This is a genomic window from Paraburkholderia sp. EG286A (assembly GCF_040965375.1).
Taxonomy (GTDB): Bacteria; Pseudomonadota; Gammaproteobacteria; order Burkholderiales; family Burkholderiaceae; genus Paraburkholderia.
The window spans coordinates 89,438-103,823 of sequence record NZ_JBFRCB010000011.1 but is presented as its reverse complement, the minus strand read 5'-3'; the positions used below and the strand labels follow the sequence as shown (position 1 = coordinate 103,823).

The 14,386-nt window shown below is 59.6% G+C and carries 14 protein-coding genes and 2 pseudogenes; 11 read left to right on the top strand and 5 right to left on the bottom strand.

Annotation, left to right across the window (positions count from 1 at the left end; translation table 11 throughout):
* The first annotated feature begins 174 nt into the window (after nucleotides 1–174).
* A complete protein-coding gene (istA, locus tag AB4Y35_RS36825) occupies nucleotides 175–1,698 on the top strand; it encodes an IS21 family transposase (protein ID WP_368708388.1) in 1,524 nt (507 codons plus the stop codon).
* Nucleotides 1,699–1,705: 7 nt separating this feature from the next.
* A complete protein-coding gene (gene istB / locus AB4Y35_RS36820; protein ID WP_368708297.1) occupies nucleotides 1,706–2,494 on the top strand; it encodes an IS21-like element helper ATPase IstB in 789 nt (262 codons plus the stop codon).
* Between the two features lie 256 nt (nucleotides 2,495–2,750).
* Here the strand turns inward: istB and AB4Y35_RS36815 are convergent, their stop codons facing one another.
* Nucleotides 2,751–3,071: a hypothetical protein gene (locus AB4Y35_RS36815; protein ID WP_368708296.1), complete on the bottom strand. Its 321-nt coding sequence runs from the start codon at nucleotides 3,069–3,071 to the stop codon at nucleotides 2,751–2,753.
* A gap of 1,763 nt (nucleotides 3,072–4,834) precedes the next feature.
* Between AB4Y35_RS36815 and AB4Y35_RS36810 the strand changes: the two genes are divergently transcribed.
* On the top strand, nucleotides 4,835–5,224 hold the full coding sequence (locus tag AB4Y35_RS36810; protein ID WP_368708295.1) for a hypothetical protein: 390 nt from the start codon (nucleotides 4,835–4,837) through the stop codon (nucleotides 5,222–5,224).
* Here AB4Y35_RS36810 and AB4Y35_RS36805 read toward each other — a convergent pair.
* The gene (locus tag AB4Y35_RS36805) at nucleotides 5,194–5,415 is read right to left on the bottom strand and encodes a hypothetical protein (protein ID WP_368708294.1); all 222 of its coding nucleotides are present in this window, start codon (nucleotides 5,413–5,415) and stop codon (nucleotides 5,194–5,196) included. The genes AB4Y35_RS36810 and AB4Y35_RS36805 overlap by 31 nt on opposite strands.
* Before the next feature lie 480 nt (nucleotides 5,416–5,895).
* On the opposite strand from AB4Y35_RS36805, the gene AB4Y35_RS36800 reads away from it, so the two are divergent.
* Nucleotides 5,896–6,285 carry a hypothetical protein gene (locus AB4Y35_RS36800; protein WP_368708293.1) on the top strand — a complete coding sequence of 130 codons (390 nt, stop codon included), beginning with the start codon at nucleotides 5,896–5,898 and terminating at the stop codon, nucleotides 6,283–6,285.
* 36 nt (nucleotides 6,286–6,321) lie between these two features.
* The gene (locus AB4Y35_RS36795) at nucleotides 6,322–6,798 is read left to right on the top strand and encodes a hypothetical protein (RefSeq protein WP_368708292.1); all 477 of its coding nucleotides are present in this window, start codon (nucleotides 6,322–6,324) and stop codon (nucleotides 6,796–6,798) included.
* Nucleotides 6,799–6,834: 36 nt separating this feature from the next.
* On the opposite strand, the pseudogene AB4Y35_RS36790 reads toward AB4Y35_RS36795, so the two are convergent.
* Together AB4Y35_RS36790 and AB4Y35_RS36785 are read right to left on the bottom strand one after the other, a co-directional pair.
* Nucleotides 6,835–7,450: pseudogene (locus tag AB4Y35_RS36790) on the bottom strand (plasmid pRiA4b ORF-3 family protein).
* Nucleotides 7,451–7,461: 11 nt separating this feature from the next.
* A complete protein-coding gene (locus AB4Y35_RS36785) occupies nucleotides 7,462–7,596 on the bottom strand; it encodes a transposase domain-containing protein (RefSeq protein ID WP_368708291.1) in 135 nt (44 codons plus the stop codon).
* Between AB4Y35_RS36785 and AB4Y35_RS36780 the strand changes: the two are divergent.
* A pseudogene (locus AB4Y35_RS36780) lies at nucleotides 7,564–7,812 on the top strand (DUF2063 domain-containing protein); the annotation flags it as partial. The gene AB4Y35_RS36785 and the pseudogene AB4Y35_RS36780 sit on opposite strands and share 33 nt — an antisense overlap.
* Nucleotides 7,813–8,388: 576 nt before the next feature.
* Here the strand turns inward: AB4Y35_RS36780 and AB4Y35_RS36775 are convergent.
* The gene (locus tag AB4Y35_RS36775; protein WP_368708290.1) at nucleotides 8,389–8,670 is read right to left on the bottom strand and encodes a hypothetical protein; all 282 of its coding nucleotides are present in this window, start codon (nucleotides 8,668–8,670) and stop codon (nucleotides 8,389–8,391) included.
* An 825-nt stretch (nucleotides 8,671–9,495) separates the two neighbouring features.
* On the opposite strand from AB4Y35_RS36775, the gene AB4Y35_RS36770 reads away from it, so the two are divergent.
* From AB4Y35_RS36770 to AB4Y35_RS36750, 5 genes are all read left to right on the top strand, one after another.
* Nucleotides 9,496–10,614 (top strand): tyrosine-type recombinase/integrase, encoded by a 1,119-nt coding sequence (locus AB4Y35_RS36770; RefSeq protein WP_368708289.1) that lies wholly within the window; start codon nucleotides 9,496–9,498, stop codon nucleotides 10,612–10,614.
* 308 nt (nucleotides 10,615–10,922) lie between these two features.
* A complete protein-coding gene (locus AB4Y35_RS36765; RefSeq protein ID WP_368708288.1) occupies nucleotides 10,923–12,260 on the top strand; it encodes a hypothetical protein in 1,338 nt (445 codons plus the stop codon).
* A gap of 466 nt (nucleotides 12,261–12,726) precedes the next feature.
* Complete coding sequence (locus AB4Y35_RS36760; RefSeq protein WP_368708287.1) at nucleotides 12,727–13,233, top strand: hypothetical protein; 507 nt, start codon at nucleotides 12,727–12,729, stop codon at nucleotides 13,231–13,233.
* A gap of 427 nt (nucleotides 13,234–13,660) precedes the next feature.
* A complete protein-coding gene (locus AB4Y35_RS36755; protein WP_368708286.1) occupies nucleotides 13,661–13,849 on the top strand; it encodes a hypothetical protein in 189 nt (62 codons plus the stop codon).
* Nucleotides 13,850–13,913: 64 nt separating this feature from the next.
* Entirely contained in the window at nucleotides 13,914–14,306 is a 393-nt protein-coding gene (locus AB4Y35_RS36750) for a hypothetical protein (RefSeq protein WP_368708285.1), read from the top strand.
* The last annotated feature ends 80 nt before the right edge of the window (nucleotides 14,307–14,386 follow it).

Sequence of the window (14,386 nt, the reverse complement as noted above, 5' to 3'; positions counted from 1 at the left end):
GGGGCGGCGCAATGAAGCCAGTTCAGGGGCGGCGTAATCGAGCCACCTCATGGGCGGCGTAAAGAAGCCACCCTGTGGCGCCAGCGGTAGCGGGCACAAGCGCAGTTCGAACTTTCCAAGTCGGTACGCTCCGTTCTTTTGTGCGGAGCGCCTATGGCCAACAGGAGGTTCGAATTGTTTGAGTATCGTCATATCCTTGTGCGCATGCGACGCGGTGATTCCGACCGCGACATCGCGCGGCGACGCCTGATGGGCCGAGCCAAGCTTGCAGCACTACGGCAGGAAGCCCAGTCGCGAGGCTGGCTCGATCCGGCGCATCCTATGCCGGAAGACCCCGAGATCGCCAGCGTCCTCAACAGCGTTCCGAGACAGGTGCCACGCAGTAGCGTCTCGACGGTTGAGCCGTACCACGAGCAGGTTCGCGAGTGGCTCGCCGCCGGCGTCCAGGGCACCACAATCCATGCAGCCCTTCAGCGCAATCACGGCTATACCGGCAGTTACGATGCCGTGAAGCGCATGCTGCGCCGTCTGGCAGCCGAACGCGTCGTCAAGGCAACGACGATCCTCGAGTTCGCGCCCGCCGAAGCCGCCCAGGTTGATTTCGGCGTCGGCCCCGTGCTCACGCACGAGTCCGGTATCCCGCTCAAGACGTGGATCTTCGTGATGACGCTGTGCTGGTCCCGGCACCAGTATGCCGAGGTCGTCCTGGACCAGACCGTCGAGACGTGGCTGGCCTGTCATCGCCGTGCCTTCGAATGGTTCGGGGGCTGTCCTTCCCGGGTGACGATCGACAACGCCAAGTGCGCGATCATCCGGCACTGCCTGCACAGTCCTGAGGTTCAGCGCTCCTACGCGGGGCTCGCCGAAGCATACGGTTTCCGCATCGACCCATGTCCGCCGCACGACCCGGCCAAGAAGGGAATCGTTGAATCCGGAGTCAAGTACGTCAAGAAGTCCTTCGTACCACTACGCGAGTTCCGCGATCTGGCCGACGCGAACCGGCAGTTGCGCGAGTGGATCATGCAGCGCGCCGGCGTGCGCGATCACGGCACCACACACGAGCAACCGCTCACGCGTTTCGCGATCGAGCGGCCGCTGCTCACGCGCCTGCCCGATGTGCCGCCGGTACTGGCTGTGTGGTCTGAGGTCAAGGTGCATACGGATGGGCACGTCGTCTACAGGAAGGCGCTGTACTCCGTGCCCTTCACGCTGGTGGGCAAGCAACTGTGGCTCAAGGCCACGGACACGGTCGTGCAGGCGTTCCACCGGCACGAGCTCGTCGCCACTCATCCGAGGCTACGCAAGCCCGGGGACCGCCATACCGTGCGCGATCATCAGCCGCCCGAAGCGCAAGCGTGGCTCGAGCACGATCCCCAGTGGTGCCTCGCGCGCGCGAAGGATATCGGCCCGGCCTGCCACGCCGTCATCCTCGCGATGTTCAACAACACGGTGCTTGAGAACCTGCGCGGCGCCCAGGGCATCGTGCGGCTGCGCGAGAAGGTCGGCGATGCACGCCTGAACGCTGCGTGCGAGCGCGCGCTCGCGTTCTCCAGCCCCCAATATCGCACCATCAAGACGATCCTCGACAAGGGACTCGACAGCGAGGCGGCGGCGCCATCCACGACGACGGCGCCCACTGATACCTACCTGAACGGTGGCCGCTTCGGCCGCGACCTTCAATCCCTTCTGATCCATTGAGCCGACCATGAATCCGAGTCCCGAACTGAACACCATCCTCAAGCAGCTGCGCCTCTCGGGCATCCTCGACTCGATCGAACAGCGAAACCGTGAAGCCATTGACGGGCAGCTTGCCTACACCGAGTTCCTCGCCATGCTGCTGCACGACGAAATCGCGCGGCGCGACACGAAGAAGCTGGGCGTACGGCTTGCCCGCGCCGGCTTCGCGATGGGCAAGACACTCGAGACGTTCAACTTCGATCTGGTGCCCAAGCTGAATCGAACCTACATCCACGATCTGGCCACCGGCCGCTACATCGACGAGAAGGTCTGCGTTCTACTGGTCGGCGGAACAGGCGTCGGCAAATCCCATCTGGCGCAGGCACTGGGTCACTGCGCGGCCAGGCAGGGGCGTGACGTGCTGTTCATCTCGCAGACGGATCTGCTCAAGAAGCTGCACGCGGCCCGCGCCACGGGCTTGTACGAGCGCAAGTTCCAGCAGTTCGTGCGCGTGCCACTGCTCATCATCGACGACTTCGCTGTCAAACCGCTACACCCGCCCCACGACGAAGACTTCCACGATCTGATCGCCGCCAGGTACGAGCGGGCGGCTTCCATCGTCACGTCAAATCTAGATCTGAGCGAATGGGGAGACGCGTTCCCCGACAACCGCATCCTGGGCGCCGCGACGCTGGACCGGCTACACCACGGCGCCTATCGCGTCGTGATCGAAGGTGAGAGCTTCCGCAAACCCAAACCGATGCCAGGAAACAATGAAAACGCGGTTGCCAAACCGGGCAAAAAACCGCATTCTTGAGCCCGTTCGAATCTGCGCTTTACCCCCGTTTCTGCTGGCTCCATTACGCCGCCCATCCCCGGCTCGATTACGCCGCCCCGTGACACCTCACCGGTGCATTCCATCAAGGCCAGGGCCCATGCCCAATTTGCGGTCCGAACATAAGGATGCAATCGATCTAACCGTCAGAATGCAAGCTCTCCTTGGCAAACGGGTGTGCCCATATAAGGGGCGACTACCTTACGGAGCTTGAGAGAAGACTACTAAGACTGCGCGATCAAGCCGACGCCGTCAAACTTGGGCGACGAACGCAAAGAGTACGCAGCGCAGCTTCGTGGCGCTCACCCACCTGGCAGTAGACGAGAATCGAATCGCCGTTCTTGGCATCCGAAAACGTTTGGCGCAACTGGTCTGCAACGCTCGCCGTTCCACCCAAGACCACGACATGTACGTCGACCCCAGGCGAAAAGTTGTCGAAGTCGCTCAGCGCGGTAACCCCAACGCCTCTACGAATTACAACAGTGAAAGTTTTCCCGTTGAAACCGCACGTGTAGCGCTCGTCGATAAGGTCGAGTATGCGCGCGCTATTGATATTCATGCTTGTCACTAATCTCACTTGTCACAGACCACTTCCCCGCTGCCAGCGCATGGTAGCACGCACAACCTTAGGATAGGAATCTCCCAGATTTCTTGCTCGCGATCAGGGAAATCGCCACGCGTACTTCGTTCAGAGTACGTAACGCTCGCCGACTGTGAAGACTCACTGTGCAATAGCGCGTATCTCTGCAGTCGGCCTGCTTGGCGTCGCAGTAGGAACCGTTTAGTTTTTACTTGTCTCGTTACGCTAGTACCCTGTGATGGCGTTTATCCGATACGCTGCGCTTCGACGCTCGCGATGCTTGCCGTAGTGGTGCTTTGCGCAACTGTGCAGCAGCGGGGTGAGCGGGACGTAGCAACTACCCTTGCCTGCCAGTTGCACCGTCGCACCTGATCCCGTAAAGGCTCACCGATGATTATCTTTTTTGCTTAGTTATCCTGCTCGTTTCGAGCGTGGGGTTCTGCACGGGATTCGTTCCCGGTTCTTTGCTCGCGACGGCCAGCTGCCTGACCCTCCGGGCCGAAGAACAAGAGTTCGCTGCAGAGCCCTACCCGCGTGTGTGGGGGTGGTCACGATGCGATGCCACGTCTGCAGCCGCCACTGCGCAACGCGCCGCTGTCTGAAGCGAGAGCTGTCCGAATACCTGCGCCTGCCTGCGTGCGAAGTCTGCGGCAAGCACATTACCATGTCGACCGCTGGATGAATCGCCGCAATACGACACGCTTGACGTGCACGCGCGCTGGCTACTGGATCCCGCGTCGGCAAGGTCGCTGTTCTGCTGGAGCCGCACGGACGGCTCACCGCGATACCCCCACGACCCTGACTTCGCCGAACGCAACTACGACAGCTTAACCGCCGCATAGAACAGTTTCGCGACGGCACCCCCGAGGGTGACATTGTGTGTCTTGGCAGGCGCCCGTATGGGCTGGTACTTTATCGGAAAGAGTTCGCGAACAGCATGAGCCTACATGTCAATCAGACGCTGCAATTCCTCATCGGACTCTTCGTAGTTCACAAGGATGTAGCAGCAGTGCGCTTTGCGCTCATTTTGGCTGAGGCCTACGTTCCGCGCGAATTCATCCCAAGCCGACTTGTGAATCGGATGCGCGTACCCCGCGCCTTGGCGAACTCAATCTGTTCATCGCTCGGCGAACCCATCATCAATTTGTCACGTTTGAGTTTGTACTGCTCTTGTTGGTTTACGAGCACGCGTAATGCGGAACTGCATCCTGATCCACAGGCATAGCATTTTCCCTATGGTGAGCGAGACAATCCTAGCATGACTCACCCAAGCGCTTACCCGGCATTACTCGCAGTCGCGGCTACCGTGACTGCTGAGTGCCTCTCGATCATGGCTGCCAGCGCAGCGGTTCTGGCCGAGCTCGTGCTCTGGATCGCATTCGGCGTCGTGCTCGTCGCGGCGGCTCCCCTGCCTTCTGCCGTCGGCATAGGTGGCCCGTACGGATCGCCGGTGCGGTGGGTCGGCTGCATGGCTGCTACCTGCTACTGCCATACTGTCTTTTTTCTGATCGCGCAGAAGCATGCTGGCGAACTGCGCGCCGCTGCTTCAAGCCGTGCACGATTCTTCGGGTTGAGCGCATTACGCTCCCCGCGAAGCTCGAAGCGATCGACACCGAGAAGGCAGAAGCCCAGCGCACCGAGGCCACGCGGGACCACGCCGAGACTGCTCGCGCTGCCGCCCAAGCTGATCCGCTGCGGGCACCCGGATCGTCTTTGGCGTAGCCGCACCGCGCACCGAACTCGTGACCGGCCTCGCCTTCGCTGCCGTGCTCGAAGCCGTCGCGTGCTTCAGCTGGCTGCTGGCGCTGCGCGCCGCCGCCGTGACTCAAAACGCGGTAACGCCCGCCCAGCAGGGCAGTCACGCAGAAGCAGTAACACCAGTTACGCCCGAAAGCAACGCTGTAGCGCCAGTCGCAGAGCCGGTCGAGGTCGAAGCCGCTCCGGTGCTCCGCTTGCCGGTAGTCGAGCAGCCCGACGGCGTGACCCGAGTCACAGCCGCCATTGCCGCAGGAGCCCTGCGCGCGACCGTGACCGAGATCCGCAAGTTTCTGGGATGCTCGCAGGCGCGCGCCGCGGCAGCTCGCAGACAGCTTGACCGACCCTACTCGCAGTCGATCATCCGCATCGCCTGAAGCTTGCCGATCTCCGCCGCCTCCTCAAACGTGCCACGGAACATCAGGAGCCCAGTAGATAACGGCACACTGCCGGCCCATACCGAGTCGTCCTTCGCGATCGTCCACCGCGCTCCGAAGCATTTGCTCCCAGCGTCGAACGGCGCGAAGTCGACGATGTATCCCTTATAGCGAATGACGTAATCGTTCATCAGCTTCCCCTCCCGGCTTGCAATCTAACACCGCTGCTGAGGGCGAACGTTTAGAGATCGTCAAGAGAAGTTCGTACTCACGACATGCACCAGGCTCGGACGTAGGCGCGACGCCGCAGGGCAGTATCTTCCCGGCGACGAAATCCAGTCGCACTCGACCATTCCCCGTCGCCTCGCGTTTATCGGCGAGCTGCAGCAAGTTCTTTTGCTGCCTCCGCTCATGCCCCGCGTCTATCCCGTGCCCGACGCTACGCTGCGAGGTAGGGGCGGCCCGCGCGCTTCAGCTATTCGTCTGTCACGCTGCGCCTGGGCGGCCAGATGGCCGCATGTTGACCGCATATGCATCATGCTGGAGCTGTGTACAGGCGGATACGCAGAAGCCGTACCCGCCGTCTGGCGCGTTCCATCGGCCCCGTCCGGCCGGGACTCGCTTGCGCGAATCATCTGCCTAACCGCAGGCTGCTGCTGATCGACGGTAGTGTGCCGGCGCTGTCGATTGCCCTGCTGGGATGGCGCCTGTCCAAGGAGCAGCGCGTCAGTATCCAGACACTGACGCGCTGCCAGGGAGACTATCCGCCTTTTGGATTGCTCGAATGGCAGGCCTTCATGCCCGCCCATTTGCCGCCACCCCGAGCACGTGACCGGGAGGGCTGGCTGCTTCGCCACTTTGTTCACGCACTGGATGAAACCTGGCGAGCATGGCGCGCAATCGCATCCGGCATGCAGGGAGGTGGCGGCTACGTCATCTCTCCACTACTTTTCCCCACGCGCCTGCTCTGGGTGCACTACCCTGCAGTCGGAGATGCCCTGGGCATCGCGCAGTCGTGCATGCCTGTCGTCCCGCGCTGCGAGGCGTCCGATGGCGTCTGACCGGACCCATGATCGACTCTGTTGCCATGCGGCAACATGGATGGTGCCATCACGATGATGGCCGTAGTCACGATGGCTGCTTCAGCCTTTGGGGTATCGCTGGGGTGGCCGACTTTTGCAACAGGACTCTTTATTTTCCTTGGCGTTTGTATATCCGAAACGGCGGCTATCTCCCATAAAATTTCGTGGTCCTCATTGCTGGTGGTCGCTGGTCGCTTCGTGCTTGCTGTGGGTCTCCTGCGTGAGTGGCGTCACAGGCTGGCTCGCACACGCGGTGAAAATCCGGTCGTTGCATTCGGTGGTGTACGCGAGTCCTTTGCCAGGCATGACGGTCGCATTACCGACAGGCCGAACAATGACAAACGAATCATCGTCAGCTCTGACAACAGGACGACGCCAATTGGGGGCAAGATTGCGCTTTTGGATACGGCTGCAGAACTTGCCATCGTCCGCTGTGTCCGGAATCGGCCCCGAACCAGAAAGAATATTGTTCCCGACCTTTGCCATGCCTGATTCCATGCAGCTTCGGGGCCACTATCATCGTAAGCGTCAATCCGACGCCGTCTTGACGATTGACGACCAGAACTTGACGTCTGAGAGCAGCTGATTCGCGAGCACGAGATCGAAGGCGGCGGGATCGAAGCTGCCGCCACACCACTCGAGGAAGTGGTCGTGCTCCTCGTGCGTCGGATCGGTGATCGCTTCGAGGAAGTCGGCATATCCTGGCACTCCACCGACGTCTTCCGGTGGACACGCATTCTGTCCGTCCAGGCACAGCGGCCGGCGCATGTCTGGATCAGGTAACAGAGGCTTCTCGACCTTGATCCGATGCTGCCAATTGTCACCGTAGTCGTAGATATAAGTGAATGACTTCAGCCCGCCCAGCGCCTTCGCCAGCGTGACCCGTGCTTCATTGAGCATTGGCGGATCGCTCTGGAATCCGAAGTCATCCGGGGGTTTCGCCGAAGACGAACTCGTGCAGGTGCCCGCCTTCCCAGCCCATGGCCAGTTGCAGCACGACATGCAGCTTGCCCAGCCTGATCGAGCCGGGAACGATGATTCGTCGCCAGATCGCCCGCTTGATGTACTTCAGCTCAACGCGCAGCACATAATCGGGCACTGGCGCCTTGACCAGACGCACGGCAGGTTTGCGGGGTTGGACCATCGGATTGATTGTCAGGCGGCTTGCTGCTCGATGTGTGCAGCCGGCATCAGGCGCCACGGCAGCAACTCGTCGATGCGGTTGATGGGATGATCGGCGATGCGCTCAAACACCGTGCGCAGGTACCGTACCTCGCCGACGTCGCACATCTCGAATGGCAGGTGAACGGCGTGCTGCATGCACCGGACGCTCCGGCATTCGATGTTGCACGCCTGGCATCGCTTGATGAGGGGGCGCTCGCTGCGCTGCGTCTCTGCCCGCATCCGGCGGTCCGGCCGGTGCGCTGCGCGTTCCCGGCCGATGCGATCTGGCGCGCGGTGCTCGAGCAGGACGAATCTGCGATGCGCGCGATCCGGCTTACCAACACCTTTGTGGTACGGGTAGCCTGTGGACACCTCCTGTTTGCTCGCATGTCGCAAACGCAAGCCTTTCGGACAGGCTAACTGGTCCCGGGTTGATCTATCCTCTTCCAATATCAGGGATGCAATGTTCGGAGCTTCCCCGGGGGGAAGCGGCGATGGACGACATCAGGATCAAAGTTGGGCCAAGCGATTATCTTGTCCTGGCCACGGCGCTTCGGAGACGAGTCATTGAATGTTTGCCTGTGGATCGGGGCCCACTGCTTAATGAAATTACGCGACTCGTGGAGTTCATGGAACCGGTTGTATCGGGGGACCATTGCTTTGACACCCACACGGCTCTGGCTCGCTTGCTGATTTCGAAGGACGATCCGATATCTGCTCTGGACCATTTAGATGCATTGCTCGTCAGGTGTGGTGCAATTCGGACACGACCACCGTTCCTTAAACCTTGATCCTATCATCAGCTCCAGTCTGAAACAGGATCGCCGGTAGGCCCATCAGGAGGAATAACCGGGGTTCCCATCGGGAGTCAAAGTACCGTGTATGGCGGATGGAGATCGATGAACGTCCGCAGTGCATTCATGCGGCCCGATCGGCGCGCGAGCACTCCCGAACCGCAGACGCCGCATCAGGATTCGCTCTCTCCTCAAGGCGACGGGCGAGGATTTCAACGAACGCGGGGATGTCCCCCGTGCCGTACCATGCCTCAAACTCAGAGAGTATTTCGCTAATCGCCGCCTTGCGCGACGCTACCGTCAGCGTACTGTCGATATGCGAGCTGCCCCGTGCCAGCTCAACGACATACAGAAGCTGGCAACGTGACAGATCCGCCGTCGAAGGCTGCTTCGTTCTGGTTGGCATTTCGTTTCTCCCAGTTTTGATGCTGTGAGCTGCACTCAATCGCCGGTCCTGTCTTTAGCCATAATCATGGCGCACCGATCGGGGCTGACTAAAGCTACCGTTTCCAGGGACGAGTTGTTCAATCATCCGCCGATCGGCTCTCGACACGCATCGGTTCTCGGCCGGCCTTGCGCGCAGGCTTTTTCCTGAGGGCTTACCGGACGGTTCGGAACTGGGAACCGATGCACTTATTTGGCACGATTTATCGAGGTGCGAATACGACCAGCAGCCGCTCACTCTCATTAGTCGTCGTGCGGCACAAAGGGCCCACCCGCAGGTGGGGCTCGGAAAGTCAATCACACACGCACCGGCATCCGGGGAAGCAAACACCGGTTCAAATACTGTAGGCGATTAATCAGACAATTGATTGTAAAATGAGGTGAGCCTCGTTCGTTGGCGTCACAGACGACACGGTGCGCAGCTCAAGCTGCGGAGATATCCACATACCAGACGGCGCGTAGTGCTTGAATGTCGCTAGATCCCTTCTATTCTTCATGCTGGCATAAAGACCAGTAGTGTAGAAGGATGGCCGCTGATTACCGACTCCGTCCCCGCTTCTTTCTACGGCGTCCGCCCGCAGAGCGCGGTGCCGCGTTAGTTGTTGACGAGCAGGGACGTGCACATCGTGAGCTGAGCTGGTTTGTACGCGAACTGGGGGAGCAGTATGCATCGACTACGACGCGAACCTATGCCGCTGCTCTCTTTCACTATTTTTCGTGGCTGGCCGCCAGGCGTCTTTCGTGGAACGCTGGGCCTGATACCGCACGAGCTCAGTTTGAGCGTTTCTTGTGCGACGAACTCGGCTGCCAGCTACGACTGCATCGTCACGGATTCGTTCTGCTAACGATGACGCGCGAAAACAGCAGTCAGGTAGGCCATACGTTGGTAGCACTCCGTCATTTTTATGCGTTTTCCATTCGCAGGCATCTGTATCCTGCACCTCACCCGTTTGAGCGGATTCAAGCGGCAATCACTTCCTCCGCTCCGGAATTCCCGGCGACTGATGTTCCAGTAATGCCCGCCGCAAGCGGGATCGAGCCAGCTCCCCCGCTCAGGAACAGGTTAACGAACACCTATTACGTACGGTCCAATGGCCTCTGGGTTCCAAGGGTCATCGATGACCCCGATTTCCCACGTCAGATCTTCGCTGCCGGCGCCGCCGTGGGGTGGCCCCTGCGAGATCGACTCATCACACGTCTGCTATTTGAAACCGGCGCGCGTGTCAGCGAGATTTGCGCCCTTACTCTTGCCGATTGGCTCAACCGCGGCGGGCGCACGGAGGCCTCTGCCTTCAGCAAAGGAAGCGCCGGCCGACGCGTCAAGATTGTGTGTTTCAGTGAAACAACCGCCAAATGGATACGACAGTATTTCGACAATGATCGTCGCGCAGTTGATCCCGAACACTGGCGCCTCACCGACTATCGTGAACACGGCGATCCACAAAAGTGGCAGCGCGTTCCTCTGTTCCTTACTCGCCTGCAAACAGCAATGTCGCCAGGCGCGTATCGGGATCAGGCCTGGCGGCCAGCGTGTCTACTGAAGGGGATACAGGCGAACGTGCATCAGGCACGACACTGGTATGTCACGACAGCACTGACCGAAATTGACGCTCAAGCTCAGGATATTGCCGAGCGTGATCGACGCATCCGAGCGTTGATTGTCTACATGGGATGGCGTAGCGGTGCTGCCACGCTAGCAGGCTATGACCATCATCTTGATCGGTTGCGGCACGCCGAGATCCAAGTCCAGTTGCAAGAAAAGCTGGATCGGGCGCTACGCCGTCCGCCGACAGTACCACGCGATCGCGAGGCGACAACGATCATCTGGAGTCAGTCACCGCACGATCCCGATTGGCGATTGTTGATGCGTTTGGGGCGACCATCCAATGAGCCGACGGTGGGTTAATCCGGTTCCAACCGAACTCGCGACCATAGACGGGTTACTCCGCACTGCCCGATGAAATTCGCTGCGCCCCTTATACCGAACTGGATACGACGGTGCATAACGCTCAGTATCGCGTCCCGCTGAACGCCGTTCGATATCTCTGTCGAAACGTTTATCGTCGACCATGGTACCCACATCTCGTACTAGCGGCGTTGATTCTGGCGGGCCAGCGATACGATCCGGTAACGATATATAGCCTAGTTGCAACGTTACACAGCGGACTGCGGGGTTTGTTTGATTCCCCATTACTCGCGGCACGCCTACCCAACATGGGCGCATTGACTCAAGCAATTGACGAGGCATTGCATCTGTATTTGACCGAAGAGATCAGTCAACCGACTCGTGCAACACGATTACAGTTTTACCGGCGCTACCAATCTGTCAGCAGGATTGAGCAACGCTGGCTGCAGAGTTTGCCGGACGATCGGCGTGACAGCTATCGATCGTGGCTGTTGCCACCACCTAACCGCCTCATTCACACGCCGTGGCTGGACTTCAGTACACACGAGCGCGAATGCAAGCAGCGACGCAAGGAGGAAACCGATGCCTTGATGCCAGTCTACCCCGAGCTGCGAAGTGAAGCGCACCTTCGGTGGAACTGGTTCTCAAAATTCAGGCAGGCGTACCAGCACGCTCCGGCACGAACTGTCAACGATAGCCACCCCGTTGAATACGAATATGCGGACGGCACGCGCCGATGGCATCTGCGGATCTGGACGGCCGGCATGCTGATGAAGGATCAACCAGGCTTATATGACTGCCGACATCAACCGCCCGATACACTATGCCTGCTCGAAGTCGTTGGCATCATTGAGCTGCCAGAGCACCAACAAATCGATCCAAACACTGCGCTCTGGTTCGCCGACATTCTCCGCCACATCGATGCACCCCAATCCGATGCGGAGGCCCAAGCGTGGCGAAAGAGTTGGGGTTATGTGAATTCTGCATTTACGACGAAGCATGCCGAACTCTTAGCGAGCCAGTATCGCCAGTTCGTTCACGCGGCACAGAAAACGCTCCAGCGCCCGTTGCTGTCGATAGACGCGTTGTATTCTGGCCTGACCTTCGGCCTGATGGCCATCGACGTGTTCACGACCACCGGTGCGCGGTTGAACGAAGTCATGCAAATCAGCTTGAGTCATGAATGCCTGGTACGACTCAAGATGCCGGCACCTGACCCGATATCGAAAAATTCGTCCACTCCCCCCATCCGGTATTTGTTAAGAACGATTCCCAAGGGTGAGCGCAAAAATCAGCGGCACGATTATTTCATTGGCACGGAGACAAAGCGTCTCCTCGCTCGCACGGCGCAAATGCTTGCTGAGCACTACCGCCTGGAAGGGGACGAGCGATTGCCATCTGTGCCGTTCTATCCATTGCATCGGCGTGCTCACCGGTTCGGACCCGCGCCGTATCTATTTCAATTGGGAAATCGGCACTTGTCCGATCAGGCGATCATCAGCTGCGTCCGCTTCTTGTTGCACGGCATGGCTCTTCGTACAACTTCTGGCCGCATCGTAACGCTTCGGGCACATTTACTCCGCCACGGCTTTGCGACACATGCGGTGCAGGTCGAAAAGATCCCCGTCGATATCGTCGGCGCGTGACTTCATCAGAAAAGCCTGCCTGTCACCGAATATTATTCGCAGCCCACGGACTCTATGATTGCTGATGCCGCGGACCTCTACCTGTCCCGGACCGCACGTTCAATTGATGTCGAACAAGCGGTGACACGATCACCAGCTACGCTGCGACGACTCTATGACGATGCGCTTCGAAAAACTGGCACTCTTGCCAACGTAGTCGGCGGGCACTGCACGAGTCACGGACTATGCAAGGTCCAGTTCGCTTGCGTCGGATGCGCCGCGAAAGTTCCGGATCCAGCGCGGCGCTCACAGGTGGAACATCGGCGTGTCTGGGCGGAAAGTGAACGCGTCTATAACCGCGAGCAGGGCCTCTTGCCCAAGCTGTCGCGGCTTGAGCATCTGATCGAAGCTGCGGACATTGAGCTCCGAGAAATGGATCTTATTGAACAGTATCGCGCCGACGAACCGCCGTTTGAGGGGATGAACGATGTCGCAAACAACCCGCCCGTGGCTCAAGAAGGTCCACAAACGCCGTCGCGACCATACGGTCGCGCTCGTAAGAAGCGCGGTACAAACACTGCGACGTAGCGCCCGGCGCATCTCGATCGCCGCAATAGTAGCGACAACTCGCGAAGTCGATCCGGAACGCGTCGGGATCAGCGCAACCACGCTACTAAACAATCCAGTTGCTTACGATCTCTACACTCAAGCCCGGACATGGCAACCAGCACGAGGAAGGAGGATCCAGCCAGCCATCGATACAACCGCCCTTCCCGATCCGGTCAAGCTTGAACGGGATATCGATGCTGCCCGACATCGCCTTGCCAAGCTGACGAAAGACGTACTGATCACAAAACTCCTCACGATCGAACAGGCGTATGGAAAGCTTTATCGTGCCACGATGATCGAGCAAGCGCGAAACGTTGACGAGTGGATAAGTCAGCAAGCGGCCAGCTTGTCCACAGAAAAACTGCATAACCCTGTGGACAAGTGAGGCAAGAGCCCTTGCGTCATTGGGGAATCGTTGGCTGAGCTATTTCGTAAGCAGTTCGCAATTCGTACACACGCCTTCGACACCTCGCTGTGACCCATGCCCATCAAGATAAATTCGACCTACACGCCCACGGCTAACCACTACTATCGTGTAGTCAGCGCCCCGAAACACGGGCTCCACAGCGACTTTGCTGAAGTCCGCTATAAAGAAACTGTGGATAAGCTTGTGAACATTCGCCAAAACCGCGGCGTGATCGCCGGCGGGCGATGGTAGGAGATCAGTACCGTTCTCTGCCAGGACTCGCGCCAAATCGGCATGTCAAGAGGTCAATGCCGCATCAACTGCATGCGGGATCGACCTGGCAGAATCACGTGTTGCTGCTTGAGGCCGGGTACTCTCTGCGAAGCTCGCGTGCGTCGCCGCCGCGGTGGCACTGGGCGGCTTGAACCGGTGGAGGGTCCTGCCTGATTTGTGCGCCAAGGCGCGGCAGGATGGCCCTGTTTTCATCGCCGCGCTGGGCCGCTTCGACGCCTTGCTGACTGTTGAAGCGCTTGTCATGCTGGTCGTTCTCGTGTTCGCGGAAGTGCTGGGACATACGTCTCCAACGGGCGGATGACAGGACAGGGAACCGCCCCCCCGTCGCGCTTCTTCAATAGCGCTCAGGCGAGTTCCACCGCACCGTGGTCATCGCAGTGGTCGCCGTGCGGGTGGTGAAGATGGCCGTTGACCAGATAATCGACGTGATCGCCATGCGGTACCGGTTCGTGTCCGCAGCCAGGGCCGTGGACGTGGCCCGGTTCATGGCCACCGCAGTCGGGTGTGCATTGGTCCGGATTCTTTGCGCTGACCTCGATCCTGTGTTCGTCGACGTGATCACCGTGCGGATGATGCAAATGGCCGTCATGCAGATAGTCTACGTGGTCGCCATGCCTGACGGCGGTGTGTCCGCAGCCCGGGCCATGCTGATGCTCATGGTGAGCGTGATGAGGTTCGTTGCAAGTGCTCATGCCTGTCTCCTTTGTCCGTCTGGCTGCGCGGGAACCCTCGACGGCCGCCTGCCTGCTTTCCATTGAAGGAGGGCTTTGACGCGTGAAACCTGCCGTGCAGGCAGTTGCGCGTCCGGAAAACGAAACCGAAATGCGTTGGCCTCCCT